General features: G+C 72.9%; 17 protein-coding genes and 1 pseudogene. 14 read left to right on the forward strand and 4 right to left on the reverse strand.

The window, feature by feature from the left end:
* Nucleotides 1-89: 89 nt before the first annotated feature.
* The 7 genes and pseudogenes from ACGF1Z_RS00265 to ACGF1Z_RS00295 all read left to right on the forward strand — a co-directional run.
* A pseudogene (locus ACGF1Z_RS00265) lies at nt 90-290 on the forward strand (pentapeptide repeat-containing protein); the annotation flags it as partial.
* 40 nt (nt 291-330) lie between these two features.
* Nucleotides 331-663, forward strand: coding sequence for a pentapeptide repeat-containing protein (locus ACGF1Z_RS00270; protein WP_392998224.1), 333 nt, complete (start codon nt 331-333; stop codon nt 661-663).
* A 361-nt stretch (nt 664-1,024) separates the two neighbouring features.
* Nucleotides 1,025-2,533, forward strand: coding sequence for a ferric reductase-like transmembrane domain-containing protein (locus tag ACGF1Z_RS00275; protein WP_393000245.1), 1,509 nt, complete (start codon nt 1,025-1,027; stop codon nt 2,531-2,533).
* The gene (locus ACGF1Z_RS00280; RefSeq protein WP_392998226.1) at nt 2,526-2,717 is read left to right on the forward strand and encodes a hypothetical protein; all 192 of its coding nucleotides are present in this window, start codon (nt 2,526-2,528) and stop codon (nt 2,715-2,717) included. The genes ACGF1Z_RS00275 and ACGF1Z_RS00280 overlap by 8 nt, the downstream gene beginning before the upstream one ends.
* A gap of 351 nt (nt 2,718-3,068) precedes the next feature.
* Entirely contained in the window at nt 3,069-3,758 is a 690-nt protein-coding gene (locus ACGF1Z_RS00285) for a hypothetical protein (protein ID WP_392998228.1), read from the forward strand.
* Between the two features lie 93 nt (nt 3,759-3,851).
* A complete protein-coding gene (locus ACGF1Z_RS00290; RefSeq protein WP_392998230.1) occupies nt 3,852-5,303 on the forward strand; it encodes an amidase in 1,452 nt (483 codons plus the stop codon).
* A gap of 235 nt (nt 5,304-5,538) precedes the next feature.
* Nucleotides 5,539-5,976, forward strand: coding sequence for a glutaredoxin domain-containing protein (locus tag ACGF1Z_RS00295; protein WP_392998232.1), 438 nt, complete (start codon nt 5,539-5,541; stop codon nt 5,974-5,976).
* 42 nt (nt 5,977-6,018) lie between these two features.
* On the opposite strand, the gene ACGF1Z_RS00300 is transcribed toward ACGF1Z_RS00295, so the two are convergent.
* Nucleotides 6,019-6,999: an ArsR/SmtB family transcription factor gene (locus ACGF1Z_RS00300; protein ID WP_392998234.1), complete on the reverse strand. Its 981-nt coding sequence runs from the start codon at nt 6,997-6,999 to the stop codon at nt 6,019-6,021.
* 139 nt (nt 7,000-7,138) lie between these two features.
* On the opposite strand from ACGF1Z_RS00300, the gene ACGF1Z_RS00305 reads away from it, so the two are divergent.
* The 4 genes from ACGF1Z_RS00305 to ACGF1Z_RS00320 all read left to right on the forward strand — a co-directional run bounded on the left by ACGF1Z_RS00305 (nt 7,139) and on the right by ACGF1Z_RS00320 (nt 10,547).
* A complete protein-coding gene (locus ACGF1Z_RS00305; protein WP_392998236.1) occupies nt 7,139-8,098 on the forward strand; it encodes a hypothetical protein in 960 nt (319 codons plus the stop codon).
* 461 nt (nt 8,099-8,559) lie between these two features.
* Nucleotides 8,560-9,183 carry a flavodoxin family protein gene (locus ACGF1Z_RS00310; protein ID WP_392998238.1) on the forward strand — a complete coding sequence of 208 codons (624 nt, stop codon included), beginning with the start codon at nt 8,560-8,562 and terminating at the stop codon, nt 9,181-9,183.
* 34 nt (nt 9,184-9,217) lie between these two features.
* Nucleotides 9,218-10,111, forward strand: coding sequence for a glucose 1-dehydrogenase (locus ACGF1Z_RS00315; RefSeq protein WP_392998240.1), 894 nt, complete (start codon nt 9,218-9,220; stop codon nt 10,109-10,111).
* Nucleotides 10,112-10,214: 103 nt separating this feature from the next.
* The gene (locus ACGF1Z_RS00320) at nt 10,215-10,547 is read left to right on the forward strand and encodes a plasmid stabilization protein (protein ID WP_392998242.1); all 333 of its coding nucleotides are present in this window, start codon (nt 10,215-10,217) and stop codon (nt 10,545-10,547) included.
* Between the two features lie 327 nt (nt 10,548-10,874).
* Here ACGF1Z_RS00320 and ACGF1Z_RS00325 read toward each other — a convergent pair whose 3' ends face one another.
* The 3 genes from ACGF1Z_RS00325 to ACGF1Z_RS00335 all read right to left on the reverse strand — a co-directional run bounded on the left by ACGF1Z_RS00325 (nt 10,875) and on the right by ACGF1Z_RS00335 (nt 14,725).
* Nucleotides 10,875-12,698 (reverse strand): thiamine pyrophosphate-requiring protein, encoded by a 1,824-nt coding sequence (locus tag ACGF1Z_RS00325; RefSeq protein ID WP_392998244.1) that lies wholly within the window; start codon nt 12,696-12,698, stop codon nt 10,875-10,877.
* A 469-nt stretch (nt 12,699-13,167) separates the two neighbouring features.
* Nucleotides 13,168-14,133, reverse strand: a complete 966-nt coding sequence (locus tag ACGF1Z_RS00330) for an SDR family NAD(P)-dependent oxidoreductase (RefSeq protein WP_392998246.1) — start codon at nt 14,131-14,133, stop codon at nt 13,168-13,170.
* Nucleotides 14,134-14,191: 58 nt separating this feature from the next.
* Entirely contained in the window at nt 14,192-14,725 is a 534-nt protein-coding gene (locus ACGF1Z_RS00335) for a cysteine hydrolase family protein (protein ID WP_392998248.1), read from the reverse strand.
* Nucleotides 14,726-15,092: 367 nt separating this feature from the next.
* Here ACGF1Z_RS00335 and ACGF1Z_RS00340 point away from each other — a divergent pair, with 367 nt between their 5' ends.
* From ACGF1Z_RS00340 to ACGF1Z_RS00350, 3 genes are all read left to right on the forward strand, one after another.
* A complete protein-coding gene (locus ACGF1Z_RS00340; protein ID WP_392998250.1) occupies nt 15,093-15,656 on the forward strand; it encodes a hypothetical protein in 564 nt (187 codons plus the stop codon).
* Nucleotides 15,657-15,846: 190 nt separating this feature from the next.
* Nucleotides 15,847-16,083 carry a DUF6480 family protein gene (locus ACGF1Z_RS00345; protein ID WP_392998252.1) on the forward strand — a complete coding sequence of 79 codons (237 nt, stop codon included), beginning with the start codon at nt 15,847-15,849 and terminating at the stop codon, nt 16,081-16,083.
* 158 nt (nt 16,084-16,241) lie between these two features.
* Nucleotides 16,242-16,697 carry a DUF2267 domain-containing protein gene (locus ACGF1Z_RS00350; RefSeq protein WP_392998254.1) on the forward strand — a complete coding sequence of 152 codons (456 nt, stop codon included), beginning with the start codon at nt 16,242-16,244 and terminating at the stop codon, nt 16,695-16,697.
* The last annotated feature ends 163 nt before the right edge of the window (nt 16,698-16,860 follow it).

Below are 16,860 nucleotides of genomic sequence, written 5' to 3' on the forward strand. Positions count from 1 at the left end.
GCGCGTGGGGGTTGGCGTACCAGGTGGTGCCGCACTTCACTGCCCTGCACGGCCGCGCCTCCTCGTGGCCCGCGGGGAGCCGCACCGTGGTGGCGGCGATCGGACGGGACACGAACGCGTGGACGCCGGGGTTCGGGAACACGCGTTCCGAAGGCCTCCTCCTGCGCGGTCCCGTATACCGGGCCAACCTCCGGCGGGCCGACCTCACCGGCTCCGACCTGCGCGACGCCTCGCTGGTGCACGCCGGCCTCGGCGAGGCGATCCTGGACGGAGCGGATCTGAGAGGCGCCGACCTCCGCGAGACGGAGTTCACCAACGCCGTCCTGCACGGTGCCGACCTCCGGCGGAGCGAAGCTCTCGACCGCCGAGTTCGGTGGCGTGGACCTGCGTGGCGTGCGGCTCGCCGACGTCAGCGCTCAGGGCGCGTCCTTCAGCCGGGCCGATCTGCGAGGTGCGGACCTCCGTCGCGCCGACCTGCACGGGGCCTTCCTCGACCGGGCCGATCTGAGGGGTGCCGATCTCCGCGGGGCCGACATGTCGGACGCGGACCTGAGCGGCTCGCTGCTCGGCGGCTCCAAGCGGGAGGGCGCCAAGCTGACCGGGGCGAACCTCCAGGGGGTCCAGTGGGAGGACATGGGAACAGTGGTCCCGCAGGTGGGCTGACCCCGTCACCACCCCGGCCGGGGGCAGTCTCCCGGTTTTCGGACCGCAGCCCGTCGGGCCCGGCGGGGCGGGCGTCTTGCCCGGTCGCCGGTGCCGGAGGCGTGCCGCCCGGTCGGCTGCGCCGACGGTGGGGTGGGGCAGAGCCGGCGTCCGGCGTCACGGGTCGGGGGCCGGTCCCCGGCGTGCCCGGAACGGGGTCTCCACGGCCGGGGCTTAACCGGTCGTGAGGGCCTGCTCAAGGGTGCCTTAAGGGTGGGGTCGGACGGCTCTGATCGGCCGGTTCGCGGGTGGGTGCGGTCCTAGGGTGCCGGACGTGACCACCGAGACCCCGCACCCCCTCTACACCCCGCTCACCGTGCCGATGGCGGCACCGGAGCAGCCTGCGCCCGTCCCACCCGTCCCTCCCCTACCGGCTGCGCCATCGGTCCGGCCCGCGCCGTGCCCGCCGTCCGCGCAGCCGGGTCGACCGGTCCGGTCGACCCGGCGGACGCGGCCGGGTCGGCGGACGCGCCCGGGTCGGCCGGGGCGGCCGGGCGGACCGACTCGGCCGCCGTCGGGACAGCCCCGCGTCGCGCCGGCCCGGCTGCGCGGGGCGGTCGTCGTGGGTGCGGGGGCGGTCGCGCTCGGCTGGGGCGTGCAGGCGCGGCCGTCCGCTCGGCTCGATGCGGTCTTCGCGAGCGGGGCGCACCTGACGGGTCTGCTCGCGGGGTACGGGGTTCTGGTCATGCTCGTGCTGATGGCGCGGGTTCCGGCGGTCGAGCACGGTGTCGGCGCCGACCGGCTCGCCCGCTGGCACGCACGCGGTGGGCGCCACGTCCTGGGGCTCGTCGCCGCGCACGGGCTGCTGGCCCTGTGCGGGTACACCGTTCACACCGGCGCCGACCTGGTGGCGGCGGTCGGCGGCCTGCTGGGGTATCCCTGGATCGCCGCCGCGTGCGTGGGCGCGCTGTTGTTCGCCGCGGTCGGGGTCACGTCCGCGCGGGCCGTCCGGGGCAGGATCCGGCACGAGACGTGGCGACGGCTGCATCTCCTGAGTCATCTCGCCGTCGCGGCAGGCTTCGCCCACCAGCTGGCCGGGCCCGACCTGGCCGACAACGTGCTGACCGCCTGGATCTGGTCGATGGCCCATGCCACGGTCGCCGTCGTTCTCGTCTGGTACCGGATCATCGTCCCGCTCCGGCGGGCGCTGCGGCACGACCTGCGCGTCGCCGAGATCGTCGAGGAAGGTCCCGACACCGTCTCCGTACTCGTCCGGGGCAAGGGACTGGCGGAACTGCGGGCCGAACCGGGGCAGTTCTTCCGCTGGCGCTTCCTGCAGCACGGCCTGCGCTCCACCGCCCTGCCGTTCTCGCTCTCCGCGCCCGTCCGCGACGACACGCTGCGCATCACGGTGAAGGCGCTCGGCGACCACACGCGCCGCGTCCGCAGGCTGCGCCCCGGCACGCGGGTGGTCGCCACCGGACCCTTCGGAGCTCTCACCGCCCACCGGCGCACCCGTCGCAAGGTGCTCCTGCTCGCCGGCGGTGTCGGCATCACCCCCCTGCGTGCGCTGTTCGAAACCCTGCCCGGCGGCCCCGGCGACCTCACCCTCCTCTACCGGGCGTCCAACGCCGACAGCCTCGTCCTACGCGAGGAGCTGGAAGACATCGCCCGCAAGCGGCACGCCGCGCTGCACTACCTCCTCGGCCGCTCCGACGACGCGTACAACCCCCTCGCGCCCAGCGCGCTGCACCATCTGGTGCCCGACCTCACCGCCCACGACGTCTACCTCTGCGGACCGCCGGCCATGGCCCGAGCAGCGACCACATCCCTGATCCGCGCCGGAGTGCCGGCCGGCCGCATCCACAGCGAGGACTTCTCCCATGCCTAAACACCGCCGCACCGCCCGCCCCGCCGCCGAACACCAGGCGCGACACCGCACCGCCGCAGGCCTCGTCATCACCGGGGCGCTCGCCGCGACACTCCTGACCGCCACGGGCCGGCCCGCCGCGCCGCCCGCCCCCGACCGACAGGCCACCACCAGCCTGAACACGGCCTCCGTGCCGGACAACTGACGCGGCCTGGCCAGCCGGCGCTCGCCGGCCCCGTCGACGAGCCGGACCCACGGCCGGGCAGTCCCGCCGGGTACTCACCTTCGCCTTCGCGCCGCTGCGGAGTCCTTTCCGCGGAGCGGTCGTCCGGCTGCCGCCCGCCGGAGCCCGCTTGCCCGGCAGGTCCGTACCCGACGCCGTGCGCCGGCGTGCGCGGTCCGCTCCGTAACGATCCGTGCCGGCGCGTCGCCCGTTCCGGGAGTCCGGTTGGCCCGGCCGGCCCCCCGAACGGTGCACGGCGCGGCAGACCGTAGTGAAGTGAGGGGCCACGCATGCCGACCGGCGCGTGCCGACGACGACAGGGAGCAGACCGCCGTGACCCGACATCACGCTCCCCCACACCCCGAGACCCCGCCGGACGCCGAGACGGTCGGTGAGCCGCGGTGGCCGATGGCACTCGCCGTCATCGTGGCCATGACACTGACCCTGCTCCTGCCGGACGATCTGCGCCTCGCGCCCGCCTGGGTGCTCCCCGCCCTCGAAGGACTCCTGCTCGTCACCCTCATCGTGGGCGATCCCGGCCGGATCGACCGCCGCTCCACCGCCCTGCGGGCCGTGTCCATCGCCCTCGTCGGCGTCCTCGCGCTCGGCTCCGTCTGGTCGACCATCCAGCTCATCGACGACATCGTCCACAACGGGAAGGAGACGGCGTCCGCGACCAGCCTCCTCCAGAGCGGATCCACCGTCTGGGCCGGAACCGTCCTCGCCTTCTCCCTGCTCTACTTCGACCTCGACGGCGGCGGCGCGGCAGCCCGGGCCCACCGCATGCCCACCCACCCGGCCCTCGCCTTCCCCCAACAGCTCACTCCCGGCCTCGCGCCGGCCCACTGGCGCCCCCAGTACATCGACTACCTGTACCTGGCCCTCACCAACGCCACCGCCTTCAGTCCCACTGATGTCATGCCCCTCGCCCCCTGGGCCAAGATCGCCATGGCCGTCCAGTCCCTCGTCTCGCTCCTCATCCTCGGACTCGTCATCGCACGCGCCGTCAACGTCCTCACCTGAACCCAGCGCCGGTGCCGCGGATCCGCCCCGGTCCGGCCCGTTGCGCGAACCGGCGTTTCGTGGCCTCTCCAGGAGGCCGGTACGGTCCGGGCCATGGACGGGAACCTTCGAAGCGCGGAAGAACTCACGGCAGCCTTACGTGCCGGTGACGTGACGTCGGTGGAACTGGCCGACGCGGCGATCGCTCGGATCGAGCGGGACGACAAGGCGATCAACGCCATCTGCGTACCGGACTTCGACCGTGCCCGCGCCGCGGCGCGCAGCGCCGACCGGGCGCGCGCCCGCGGCGAGGACCGGCCGTTGCTCGGCGTTCCGGTGACGGTCAAGGAGTCCTACGACGTCGCCGGGCTGCCCACGACCTGGGGCGTGCCGGCGTACCGGGACTTCGTGCCGGCGGCGGACGCGGTACAGGTGGCGCGGCTCCGGGCCGCCGGGGCGGTGGTGCTGGGCAAGACCAACGTGCCCTTGGGGCTGCAGGATCTGCAGAGCTTCAATGACATCTACGGCACCACCAACAACCCGTGGGACCATGCCCGCACCCCGGGCGGATCGTCCGGTGGCTCGGCGGCGGCGCTCGCGGCCGGGTTCGGGGCGTTGTCCATCGGCTCGGACATCGGCGGTTCGCTGCGCACCCCCGCGCACTTCTGCGGTGTCTACGCGCACAAGCCGACGCTCGGGCTGGTGGCGAACCGCGGTATGGTCCCGCCCACCACCCCGGCCCTGCCGACCGACCTCGACCTCGCCGTCGTCGGCCCGATGGCGCGCACCGCCCGCGACCTCGCGCTCCTGCTCGACGTCATGTCCGGGCCCGACCCGCTGACGCGCGGCGTGGCGCACGACCTGAGGCTGCCGCCCGCGCGCCACCGGCGGTTGAGCGACTTCCGGGTCCTCGTCCTCGACGAGCATCCGTTGCTTCCGGTCGGGTCCGCGGTCCGGGCCGGTGTGCACCGGGTGGCCGACGTTCTCGTCGACGGCGGCGCCCGCGTCGAACGGCGCACGCCGTTGCTGCCCGACCTGGCCGAAGCCGCCACGCTCTACATGCACCTGCTGTTCTCGGGGTCCGGTGCCCGCGTTCCCGTCGAGATGTACGAGCAGATACGGGTCCGCGCCGCCGGGCTGAGAGCGGACGACGGGAGTCTCGGCGCGGCGCGGCTGCGCGGGATGGTGTTCAGCCACCGGGACTGGATCGAGGCGGACGCCCGTCGCGAGCTTCACCGTCACGGCTGGCGGCAGCTCTTCGCCGAGTTCGACGCCGTGGTGTGTCCGATCACGCCGACTCCCGCGTTCCGGCACGACCAGCACCCCGATCTGCTGGAACGCCGGCTCGACATCGACGGCGTCGCGTACCCCTACCTCGACCAGCTGGTCTGGGCCGGTGTGGCCACGATGCCCGGCCTGCCCGCCACCGCCGTACCGACGGGCCTGTCCCCCGACGGCCTGCCGGTGGGCGTGCAACTCATCGGCCCGGCGTTCGAGGACCGCACTCCGCTGCGGCTGGCCGAACTGCTCGAGCAGCGGATGGGCGGCTTTCGGCCACCGCCGTAGACCGTGCCACCGGACGTACGTCGAGGGGCGCGGGACGGTCAGGTCTGCGGCGGATTGCCCATCTATGTCGCCTGAAGCGTCGCACCGTTCAGCGCCGTGCGACCCGCGACGCCGCCGAGGCCCGTCGCGCGGGGACGTGCCCGGGGAGCCCGAACGTGCCTCGGCGGCCGACGAGCACACCAGGGAGGCGACCTGCGCCGGGGAGCACGGCGGCGCGGCGATAGCATGCACCACCATGATGCGTGCCTGGATCCTGCCGACCCTGCTCGTGCTCAGCGGCTCGGTCGTCGCGGTCGGACAGCTCTTCCAGGGGAGCCCCGGCACGGCCGCAGCACTCCTGCTCGCGTTTCTGGCGCTCGCCGGCGTGAACTCGCCCCTGATCTTCCCGAGGTCGGTCGGTGTGCAGGAGGCGGAGCGCCGTGCAGCGGTCGACGGCCGGCCGGTCGTGTACTGGCGGCCGGGTTGCGCGTACTGCCTGCGACTGCGCATCAGGCTGGGCCGCAGCGCCGGCGGGTTGCACTGGGTCGACATCTGGCGCGACCCGGCAGGAGCCGCGGCGGTGAGAGCCGCCAACGACGGAGACGAGACCGTGCCGACCGTCGTCGTCGCCGGCCGGGCGCACACCAACCCCGATCCCGCGTGGGTACGCGAACAGCTCTCCCCCTCCGCGTGATCCGGGGAGCGCTTCCGGCCGGGCCGGGGTGTCCACGCCCGTTCAGGCCCCGGCCAGCAGGGAGTGCCCCAGGGGCGTGATGCTGTGGAGCACGGCGGTGCCGGTCCGTACGGTGTCGATCAGCCCGGCACCGCGCAGCACGGCCGCGTGCTGACTGGCCGCGGCGAGGGAGACGCCGGCGCGATCGGCGAGGGTCGTGGTGGTGGCGGGGGTGCGCAGCAGCGCGAGGACCTTCGCCCGCGTCCGGCCCAGCAGCGCCCCCAGAGCCTCCGGCCGGTCGTCCGGCCCTTCTCCACGGCACATGGGATAGACCAGGACCGTCGCCGCTTCGGGGCGGTACATCACCAGAGGTCCGGTGGCGAACCACGAGGGCACGAGCAGCAGTCCGCGACCGCACAGCGGGATGTCGTACGTGGAGGGCGAGGGGAGGTGCAGCGCGGGCGGCTGCCATCGCCAGGTCGTCCCCAGGGTGGTCAGCAGGGCGTCGACGCCGCCGCGCAGCAGCATCTCGGCCCGCACCGCGCGATCGGTCGCGGCGTCCCTGCGAATCCTCGGCCACACGGGACCGACCGACTCGTCGAAGTGACGGCGCGCGTCCTCTGCCAGGGCACGCCGTGCGGCCGTTGATCCCTGGGCGAGTTCGTGGGCCCAGCCGCCGGGGCGGACGAGGCCGCCGTTCCAGCCGGAGGCGTCCGGGATCCCGAGATCCGTCGCCAACCGCGCCGCCGGTGTGGCGGCGACGAGGTCGAGCGCGTCGTCCAAGTCGGTTGCCCCGGGCTGGAGGAGGAAATCCGGTACGAAGCCACGCTCGGCGACCAGCCCGGCCAGGACGCCCGCCCGCGCGGTTGCACCTGCCCGCGGGGAACGGCGCCACCGCTCCACCGCCGGGTGCAGCCTGCCGGTGCCACGAGGGCCGGGTGCGTGGCGCAGGCGAAGACTCAGGGCGGTCTCCGACAGTGCGTCGGGCACCGGGGCGAGGGTGATCTGACGCAGGTCGGCGGCGGTGAAGTGGAGGCGGATCACGCCGACCGATTATCGGCCCGCCGGAGCCTTTCGCACAGGGGTGAAAGGCAGTGCGTTGCGCGGAGCGAGAGGCCAGGCTCCGAATGCCCGCCGGGCGATCCGCCCGGCGGCCCGCCCTCTCACCGGAGGAATGTCACCGATGCGCCGCAGTCATGTCCGTACCACCTGCCTCGCCGTCACGGTCCTGGTCACCGCCCTGTGCGCGGCACCCGGCCCGGCGCAGGCCCGGGAACTGCCCGACACCTACGTCGTCTCCCGGGAACCGGGGGTGCTGCCCGAGGGGATCGCCATCGCCCGCGACGGCACGATGTACGTCTCCTCCGACGGCACCGGCGCCCTGTACCGCGGCCGGATCGGGGACCCGACCCTGCGCCCCTTCCCCGCGCGCGGCCTGGAGGACCGCCCCAGTTCTCTGGGCGTCCACACGGACCGCCGGGGGCGCGTCCTGTCCGTGGGCGGCGCGACGCTGACCGTCCACGACCGCCACGGCCGGCTGCTGGCCACCCGGACCGCCGCCGACGGACCGCTCGGCGCGCCCGACCTCAACGACCTGGTCGTGACGGAGGACGCCGTGTACGTGACCGACTGGGCCAACCCCGTCATCCATCGGGCACGGATCCGGAACGGCACTCTCGGCCCGCTGGAGCCCTGGCTCGACATCCGCGGCGCGTTCCCGCAGTTCCCGGCACAGTACTGGCTGTTGAACGGCATCGTCGCGAACGAGGACGGGTCCGCCCTCCTGGTGGCGTCCAACGGCACGGAGGCGGTGTGGCGCATCGGGACGGCCGACAGGGAGGTCGAGCAACTGCGTCTGGGCGAGACGTCCTTCGGCCCCGACGGCATGGTCCTGCACGGCAGGACGCTCTACGCCGTGCTCAACTACGGTGCTCCGCACGGCGTCTACATCGCCGAACTCGACGGCGACCTGCGCACGGGCACGGTCACCCATCGCATCACCGGGGAGCCCTTCGACCTGCCGACCACCCTCGCACGCCACGGCTGCCGCCTCTACGTGGTCAACAGCCAGCTGGACCAGCCGCCGGGCCGCCCGCCCTACACCGTGAGCGCCATCGACGACCCGACGTGCGCGACCTCCTGACGAGAGAGTGACGGAGCGGGGAGGGCGGGAGCCGCCGGCCCTCCCCTGCTGCACGTCGGGCAGGGAACACAGGGCGCGGTGGCGCCCCCGCGCCGGCGGACGTGACCGGCCGGACCACAGGACGCGGTCCGCCGACTCCGGCGCGCCCTCTCCGGCGTCACTGCCGACCGGCACCGTCGAGTACGGCGCCGCGCCTGTTCCGCGGCGGGGAGACGCGCCACCCCGGCGAGGCGAGGCCGGAACCCGGCGGAGAGTGAGAGCAGCGCTACGCGGTGCATCCGGGGCCCGGTCACTCCCCATGGCCGGGGTCCGGTCACCTCCCATGGCCGGGGGTCCGGTCACTCCCCTGCGGGGAGGCGGAGAGCGGCAGGCCAGGCGGGTTCCGGAGCCGCGGCGGAACCTCTTCGGCATGAGTGGTGGATTCACAGGATTCGTCCGCTGCGTGTGGGTAGCCGGGGGGTATGACGTCACCTGACACGACACCGCTCCGAGCCGTCGCCCTGGTCTGCACGCTGGCTCCGTCTCCCGCTCCGTCCAGCTCCCAGCTGCTCGCGGAGCAGGTGCTGGAGGAACTCTCCGCACGGGGGGTGACAGGCTCGGTCATCCGGATCGCCGACCACGACGTGAAGCCCGGTGTGGAGACGGACATGGGCGCGGACGACGCGTGGCCGGGCATCCGGTCCGCGGTCCTGGACGCCGACATCCTGATCCTGTCCACCCCGATCTGGCTGGGGCATCCCTCCAGCGTGGCCCAGCGCGTCCTGGAACGACTGAACGCCGAGCAGTCGGAGACCGACGAGGAGGGCCGCATGCTGACCTACGGGAAGGCCGCCGGGGTCTGTGTCGTCGGCAACGAGGACGGGGCTCACAAGGTGAGCGCCGATCTCTTCCAGGGCCTCAACGACGTCGGCTTCTCCCTCGCGCCCAACGCGGTCACCTACTGGGTCGGCGAAGCCATGCAGGGCACCGACTACCAGGACCTCGACAAGACCCCCGAGAAGACCGCGGCCACGACGGCGACGCTCGCCGCCAACACCGCTCATCTCGCCCGGCTGCTCAAGGGCGCCGCGTACCCCTCCTCGTGACCTCTGGCCCGCAACCGCACGAAGGGACCCTGCGATGAACCACCAGGAAGACGCAGCCGTACCGGACCCGCGCCACCGCCATCCGACCCCGCCGATGCCGGACCAGGACCAGCAGCATCCCGGCTCGACCGAGGACATGGACCCGCGCCCCGATCACGGCGAGGAGTCGTACCAGGGCCACGACCTGCTGGCCGACCGGGTGGCCGTCGTCACCGGCGGCGACTCCGGCATCGGCCGGGCCGTGTGCCTGGCGTTCGCGCGGGAAGGGGCGGACGTCGTCCTCACCCATCTGCCCGAGGAGGCCGAAGAGGCCGAGGAGACCTCGCGGCTGGTCCGTGCGGCCGGGCGTACCGCCGTCGCCGTGCCGTGCGACATCCGGGACGAGGACCAGTGCACCGGCCTGATCGACCGCACGGTCGGCGCGTTCGGCCGCGTCGACATCCTCGTCAACAACGCGGCCTACCAGATGTCGCAGCCCGACGGAATCGAGGCGATCACCACGGAGCAGTTCGACCGGGTGATGAAGACGAACCTGTACGGCATGTTCTGGCTCACCCGCCGGGCACTGGCCCACATGCCGCGCGGCGGGTGCGTCATCAACACCACGTCCGTCCAGGGCTACCAGCCCAGCCCTCACCTGCTCGACTACGCGATGACGAAGTCGGCGATCATCTCCTTCACGCACGGGCTCGCCCAGATGCTCGCGGAACGCGGGATCCGGGTGAACGCGGTCGCCCCCGGGCCGGTCTGGACTCCGCTGATCCCCGCGACGATGCCGGACACCAAGCACTTCGGTGAACAGTCCCCGCTGGGGCGTCCGGCCCAGCCGGCGGAGATGGCCCCCGCCTACGTCTTCCTGGCCTCGCCCCGAGCGAGCTACATCACCGGCGAGATCGTCAATGCCACCGGCGGGAAGCCCCTGCCGTGAGTCCGCCAGGTGACAGAAGCACCGGTGGGTGATTTGCGGGGAAAGTGGGGCATACGCACCATGGCCGGGACATCCATGCCGACGTCGAGGAAGAGGTGCCGTCATGCCCCGAGGATCCAACGGCAAGCGTGAACGTCAGTACGAACACATCAAGGAGTCGGGCGAGAAGCGCGGGATGTCCGGGGAACGTGCCAAGGAGATGGCCTCGCGCACGGTGAACAAGGAACGCGCCCGTTCAGGGGAGAGCAAGACGGCGAGCCGCAGCTCGACCCAGGGGAAGTCCGCCTCGCAGCGCGGTGGGGAGAAGTCCCGTGGCGGCGGCTCCTCCTCGTCCGAACGGACCAAGGACGAGCTGTACGAGGAGGCCAAGAGGCGCAACATCGACGGGCGCTCGACGATGACCAAGCAGCAGCTGAAGAACGCCCTCGGCCACTGAAGCTCCCGCGCGTACCGCCCCGGGGTCGCCCGGGGCGGTACGCGCGCATTCGACCGAGGCGGTGCGGGCAACTTCGCCCGTTCGGCGGTGGCGGTCCGGGCCCGTGCGGTCGTGGCGGCGCCGGAGACACCACCACCCGCAACGAGGATGCCGGCACCGCCCGCCTCCACCACACACGTCTCCACGGCCGCGCCACGCGCCCGTGAGCGTCTATTCATCCTGACAGCTTGAACGCCAGGCCCAGGCGGGCGCTCGGCTCACCGGGCGCACCGGCGGGGAAGGGGCGGACACCGTGGGTGTCCGCCCCTTCCCCGACCCCGGTGCCTCTTACGCGCCGTCCTCGGCTGCGCCCCGCTCGTCGGCGCGCCGGCGGCCGGGCAGGAATTCCTGGACCTTCGCCTTGAAGCCCTGGCGGATCATGGCGGCCCGGTCGCTGTCCCCCTTGAGGACGGACGCCGCCGCGGCCTCGATCTGGTCGAGCGAGGCGTGCGGGGGAATCGGGGGCACGGCCGGGTCGGTGACGAAGTCCAGCACACAGGGCTTGTCGGCGGCCAGCGCGGTCTCCCACGCGCCCCGGACGTCGTCGGGCTTCTCGATCCGGATGCCGTGCAGCCCGATCAGCCGGGCGAAGTCGGCGTACGGGATGTCGGGAATCGACTGCGAGGGCAGGAACTGCGGCGCGCCGGACATGGCGCGCATCTCCCAGGTGACCTGGTTGAGGTCCCGGTTGTTCAGGACGGCCACGATCAGTCGCGGATCCTCCCATTCCTGCCAGTACTTGGCGACGGTGATCAGCTCCGCCATTCCGTTCATCTGCATCGCCCCGTCGCCGACCAGTGCGATCGCCGGGCGGTCGCCGTGGGCGAACTTGGCTCCGATGACGTACGGGACGCCGGGCCCCATGGTGGCGAGCGTGCCCGACAGCGAACCCCGCATCGCGCCGCGCAGCCTCAGGTGGCGGGCGTACCAGTTGGCGGCGGATCCGGAGTCGGCGGCCAGGATGACGTCCTCGGGCAGCAGGGCGTCGAGGGTGTGGGCGACGTGTTCGGGGTTGACCGGGTCGGCGTCCACGGCGGCGCGCCGTTCCATGACGTCCCACCAGCGGGCCGTGTCCTTCTCGATCTTCTTGCGCCAGCGCTTGTCCCTGCCCCCGTTCAGCAGCGGCAGCAGCCGCTGCAGGGTCTCACGGGCGTCGCCCACGAGGTTCACCTCGAACGGGTAGCGCAGCCCGACCATGTGCGGGTCGATGTCGATCTGCACGGCCCGCGCCTGTCCGAACTCCGGCAGGAACTGTGTGTAGGGGAAGGACGAGCCGATCACCAGGAGCGTGTCGCAGTCCATCATCATCTCGTACGACGGCCGGGTGCCGAGCAGACCGATGGAGCCGGTGACGTACGGCAGATCGTCGTCGAGGGCGTCCTTGCCGAGGAGCGCCTTGGCGACGCCGGCGCCCAGGCGATCGGCGACCGCCATGACCTCCTGCCGGGCGCCGCGGGCACCCTGCCCGATCAGGATCGCCACCTTCTCGCCGGAGTTGAGCACTTCGGCGGCGCGTGCCAGGTCCTCGTCGCCGGGAACCGGCGCGTACTGCGGCATCCCGAGGCTGGAGGGGACCATCTTGAAGGCGTGCTCGGGCGGCGAGTAGTCGAGGTCCTGGACGTCGGCGGGGATGATCACAGCGGTCACCGAGCGCCGGGCCGTCGCGGTGCGCATCGCGCGGTCGAGCACGTTGGGCAGTTGCTCGGGCACGGTGACCGTCTCGCAGAAGTCCGAGGCCACGTCCTTGTAGAGGGCCATCAGGTCGACCTCTTGCTGGTACGAGCCGCCCATGGCACTGCGATGGGTCTGCCCGACGATGGCGACGATGGGCACGTGGTCGAGCTTCGCGTCGTACAGGCCGTTGAGCAGGTGGATCGCGCCCGGCCCGGAGGTCGCGACGCACACGCCGACCTTTCCGGAGAACTTCGCGTAGCCCACGGCCTCGAGCGCGGCCATCTCCTCGTGGCGGGCCTGCACGAAGCGCGGCTTGTCGTCGGCCCGCCCCCAGGCCGCCAGCAGTCCGTTGATCCCGTCACCGGGATAGGCGAAGACGTGTTCGACCCCCCAGTCGCGCAGACGCTGGAGGACATGGTCGGAGACCTTGATCGACATGACTCTGAACCTTTCGGCAGTCGTTCGCTGGCTGGCATGCCCTCGGGTCACCCTGGGGTGAGGCGGACACGAGGCGATCGCGGGCGCGGGACGCTCCGGCGCCTCAGCGACCCGGCCGGCCGCGGTCCTGTCGCGACCGGTGGTCGCCGGTCGGGGCGGCGTCCCCCGTCATCCGACCGGCTACCCGCATTCGTGGCGGGCAAAAGGACGCGTCGGGGAAATCGGGTGGTGGGCGACGGCACCGGGTGAACCGACGCCGGGCGGTCGGGGGAACCTGCCCCACGCCGCGGGCGGCCGGACCCGGCTGGCGCCCTCGCGCCGGCCGTCCGCCGCGTACCCGGTGCCGACCGGAGCCCACGGCCGGTCGTGTGGCCCCTCGCCCCCACGCGTCGGAGCCCATCCCGTGGGCACCGTCGCAGGCCGAGTCCTCCCCAGCGCCTCCAGGGTCTGGCCGGAGTCGTTCTCCTGGCTATCGGCGGGCCAGCTCCGCCACGTGCTGCCAGAGCTGCGTACGCGTGGCGTCGGCGTCCCGTCCGGGTCCGGCGGCGTAGGTGGGGGGTCGCGGCCGCCGGTCGTGCCAGAACAGGCCGGTCGTGCGGATCGCCTCGTCGGCCGAACCCAGCCAGACGATCGTGTCGGCTCCCTCACCGGGGTCGCGGATGACCGGCCGGGTCGCAGCCCGGAAGACCGGCATCCACGTCCGCACGCCCTTCGTGTCGACCCAGCCCGGGTGCATGGCGTGTACGTGGACGTCCTGCGCGCGCAGCCGCTCTGCCCACTGCTCGGTGATGACGAGTTCGGCTCGTTTGGTGCGGGCGTAGATCTTCTTCGGGCCGTACTCGTCCCGTTCGGACTCCGGATCGCCGGCCGGCAGCGCCTGCCCGTACTGGCCGCCGGACACGACGTTGACGACTCGGGACGGTGCCGCGGCGGCCAGCAGGGGCGTCAGCTCGTCGATCAGGACCCAGGGTGCCAGGACATGGGTGGCGAACGTGAGCTCCACGCCGTCGGGACTGTGCCGCCGGGTCTCGGGCATCACGCCGGCGTTGTTGACCAGCACGTCCAGCCGCTGGAGCTCCTCGCGGAAGCGCCGGGCGAAGTCGCGCATCGACGCCAGGCTGCTCACGTCGCACACCGCGGTGCGCACCGGTCCTGCGGCGCCTGACAGCCGTTCCCGCGTGCGGTGGGCAGCTTCCTGCGCCCGTGCCTCGCTGCGGGCCAGCACGTGCACCTCGGCGCCCAGCCGCGCGAAGCCCACCGAGGCCGCGAGCCCGATCCCGGATGCGGCCCCGGTCACCAGAACCACTCTGCCGTCCATGCGGTCACCGTCGGCGGGCCACCCGGGCAGACGGCGCCGCACACGGAGTCCTGGCCTGCCGTAGCCGAGCGCGACCGACCGGTCCAGGACCGTGTCGACCACCTGCGTCACGTTCATGGCCGGGCGAGTACCCGCGGCGCCCGGTACGACACACGGCACCTGACGAACGGACTCCCTAGAACGACACGCTTCCGTCGATCAGGTGCGCGCCCATGTTCCGTTCCATCATGCGCAGGGCGGCGTCGGCGAGGTCGGCGTGGATGTGGGCGACCGCGCGCCTGGGCACGACGACCTCGAGATGCCGGATGTGCGCGTCGAGCGCCGAGTACAGCACGCACTGTTCGGTGACCTGGCCCACCAGGAACAGCCGGGTGATGTCCATCGTGCCCAGCAGGTAGGCGAGCGGGGTCTCGTAGAAGACGGAGTGGCGGGCCTTGACCACGAAGAGGGAGTCGTCGTCCGGCAGGACGGGCTCCACCAGTTCCGGATGTTCGCCGCGCATGGCGATGTCGACGATCTCGCCGTGGTGGGACCGCCACTGGCCGAAGTTGTCGTTGGCGTAGACGACAGGCACCTGTGCGCCGCGGGCCGCGGTCAGCACCTGCTCCACGGCGGGCAGTGCCCTGCCGACCGACGGGACCAGGAGCTCGGCGTCCCGATGCTGGTAGGGGTTGAGCATGTCGATGACCACGACGGCGGTGTTGTCCATGGCATCGAATGTGGCGGCTCGGCTCCGTCCCGGTCGGCGACCGGGCCGGGACGACTCCCGTATGGCGCAGCGATCCGGGGCCGGCGTGCGGGCACAGGGGCGTCTTCACGCCAGGCGGGTCCGAAGTCGCTCCGGGGCGGGAGCGGCACCCGCGACAGGCGCGGACCGGCCGCCCTGACGACGAGCCCGCGGGCTTGCGCTCCGGGCGTCGTACGCCCCGGCCGGCCTTACGTGGCTCCACCGCGCCGGCGCTCATCGGTCTTCTCCCGGGGCGCCCCCGGTTTTCGTCCGGGATGGTGGGGCAGGCGCGTGGCGGGGAGTTCTCGGCGGCGGTCCCCTGGCCGCCCGTAAGGGAAAGGCGGCGGTCATGGCACGGCACAACCCCCCGCCCGCGGACGCCGAGCGGCTGCTGGCGGTGTATCTCAATGATCATCTGGCGGGGTCCACCGCCGGTCTGTCGCTGATCCGCCGGATCGCCCGCCAGCATCGGGGCACGCCGCGGCAGGCGGCTCTGTCCGTCCTCGCGCACGAGGTCGCGGAGGACCGGGAGACCCTGCGGCAGATCATGCGGGCCCTCGGCGTACCCGCCCGCCGCACCCGGGCGGTGCTGGGCGCCCTGGGGGAACGGGCCGGCCGCCTGAAACTCAACGGGCGGGTGCTCTCCCGCTCGCCCCTGAGCGATGTGCTGGAGCTGGAGGCCATGCGTCTGGGGGTGGAGGGCAAGGCCGCCTGCTGGTCCGCCCTTCGAAGCGTGGCAGACGTGGACCCGCGACTCGAACACGACATGCTGGACGGACTGCTGGACCGGGCACGCCGTCAGGCGGACGTCCTCGAGGAGATGCGCCTCGCCGCCGCGGCAGGCACGTTCGCGGGCGCGAACCCGCGGCAGCTGGGACAGGTGGCGGCCGAGAGCCACCGCCGCCTGGTCTAGGAACGACGCGTCGGCGTACGCGACGGGCGGTGTCCGGACCGGAACGCGTCGTGAACGCCGGGTACGGCGGCGGAACGCCCCTTCGGCGCACCGGATCCGTGATCCCCGGGGCGGCTGGTTACCGCGCCCCCGCCCGGGTAAGCGCGGGTCACACGCGGCCGGTCGTCCGGCCGCCGAGGAGTTGAGCCACATGACCACCCCCAGCAATCCCGACCCCGACCCCCGTACCACGACGGGATTGGAGCCCGGCGGTGGCGTACCGGCGGGCGACACCCCGCCCGCGGAGACCGGCACCGGAACCGGCACCGGCCCTTACCGGAAGCCGAAGCCCGGCTGGTCCAAGGGACCTCTCCTGATCCTGGCGCTCGCGGTACTCGTCTTCGCCCTGTTCTTCGCGGTGTACGCCATCGTGCTGGCAACCCGCTGAGACAAGGGCCTGGCCGCCTGAGAAACGGGCCCGACCGCCCCCGTCCGTACCGCGCGCCCCCGGCGCCCCCGGTCGCCGGGACGCCTTCTGGGCTCCCCGGGCACACCCGACCGCAGGTGTTCCGGTTTGGAGCGCTCCGAAACGACCAGAAGACGAGCATGACCCCACAGACCGTCACACGCGCCGCCTCATCCGCCACGAAGCCGCGTCCCGTCTCCTTCGCGGAGCTGCTCGAGCAGGTCCGCTACGACGGGGCCTTTCCCACGCGCGAGCGTGCCGAGGCGGTGGCGAGACCCGTCCTCGCCGGTCTCGGACGGCAGCTCGTCGGAGAAGAGCGTGTCGAACTCGCCGCCTGCCTGCCGACGGAGGCCGCCAGGCTCGTCGCCTCCCAGGTCCCTGCTCTGACACCCCAGAGCGCCGCGGATTTCGTCCAGGCCCTTGCCGGGGAGTTCGACGGCAGCCTCGCCACCGCCCGCTGGAACGCCGAAGCCGTCCTCGGCGCAGTGGCGCGGGTCGCGGGGCGCGAGCTCGCCACCCGCGTCCTCCGCCGGCTTCCCCCGGACTACGCCCTGCTGTTCGGTCAGACAGGTGCGCTGGAGCCGACCGGGCCTTGAGCCGACGACGTCTGCTCGTGTACGCCCCCCGGCCCGACCGAACGGGCCTCTCTGCTCGAAGACGCCCACGACATGACGCTCACCGGGACGGGTGACCGGTCACCGTGGCGCGGGAGACATGTCGCCGGAACGGGAAGGCCGTCCCCGAGGCCACCAGCGGTGC

This window comes from Streptomyces sp. NPDC048018 (assembly GCF_043202995.1).
In the GTDB taxonomy this organism is placed as follows: Bacteria; Actinomycetota; Actinomycetes; order Streptomycetales; family Streptomycetaceae; genus Streptomyces.

Excerpts from the sequence above, each read along its gene's own strand:
- ACGF1Z_RS00275 (WP_393000245.1), top strand. The coding sequence starts at position 1,025 with ATGGCGGCACCGGAGCAGCCTGCGCCCGTCCCACCCGTCCCTCCCCTA.
- ACGF1Z_RS00280 (WP_392998226.1), top strand. The coding sequence starts at position 2,526 with ATGCCTAAACACCGCCGCACCGCCCGCCCCGCCGCCGAACACCAGGCG.
- ACGF1Z_RS00290 (WP_392998230.1), top strand. The coding sequence starts at position 3,852 with ATGGACGGGAACCTTCGAAGCGCGGAAGAACTCACGGCAGCCTTACGT.
- ACGF1Z_RS00295 (WP_392998232.1), top strand. The coding sequence starts at position 5,539 with ATGATGCGTGCCTGGATCCTGCCGACCCTGCTCGTGCTCAGCGGCTCG.
- ACGF1Z_RS00305 (WP_392998236.1), top strand. The coding sequence starts at position 7,139 with ATGCGCCGCAGTCATGTCCGTACCACCTGCCTCGCCGTCACGGTCCTG.
- ACGF1Z_RS00310 (WP_392998238.1), top strand. The coding sequence starts at position 8,560 with ATGACGTCACCTGACACGACACCGCTCCGAGCCGTCGCCCTGGTCTGC.
- ACGF1Z_RS00315 (WP_392998240.1), top strand. The coding sequence starts at position 9,218 with ATGAACCACCAGGAAGACGCAGCCGTACCGGACCCGCGCCACCGCCAT.
- ACGF1Z_RS00320 (WP_392998242.1), top strand. The coding sequence starts at position 10,215 with ATGCCCCGAGGATCCAACGGCAAGCGTGAACGTCAGTACGAACACATC.
- ACGF1Z_RS00325 (WP_392998244.1), bottom strand. The coding sequence starts at position 12,698 with ATGTCGATCAAGGTCTCCGACCATGTCCTCCAGCGTCTGCGCGACTGG.
- ACGF1Z_RS00330 (WP_392998246.1), bottom strand. The coding sequence starts at position 14,133 with ATGAACGTGACGCAGGTGGTCGACACGGTCCTGGACCGGTCGGTCGCG.
- ACGF1Z_RS00335 (WP_392998248.1), bottom strand. The coding sequence starts at position 14,725 with ATGGACAACACCGCCGTCGTGGTCATCGACATGCTCAACCCCTACCAG.
- ACGF1Z_RS00340 (WP_392998250.1), top strand. The coding sequence starts at position 15,093 with ATGGCACGGCACAACCCCCCGCCCGCGGACGCCGAGCGGCTGCTGGCG.
- ACGF1Z_RS00345 (WP_392998252.1), top strand. The coding sequence starts at position 15,847 with ATGACCACCCCCAGCAATCCCGACCCCGACCCCCGTACCACGACGGGA.
- ACGF1Z_RS00350 (WP_392998254.1), top strand. The coding sequence starts at position 16,242 with ATGACCCCACAGACCGTCACACGCGCCGCCTCATCCGCCACGAAGCCG.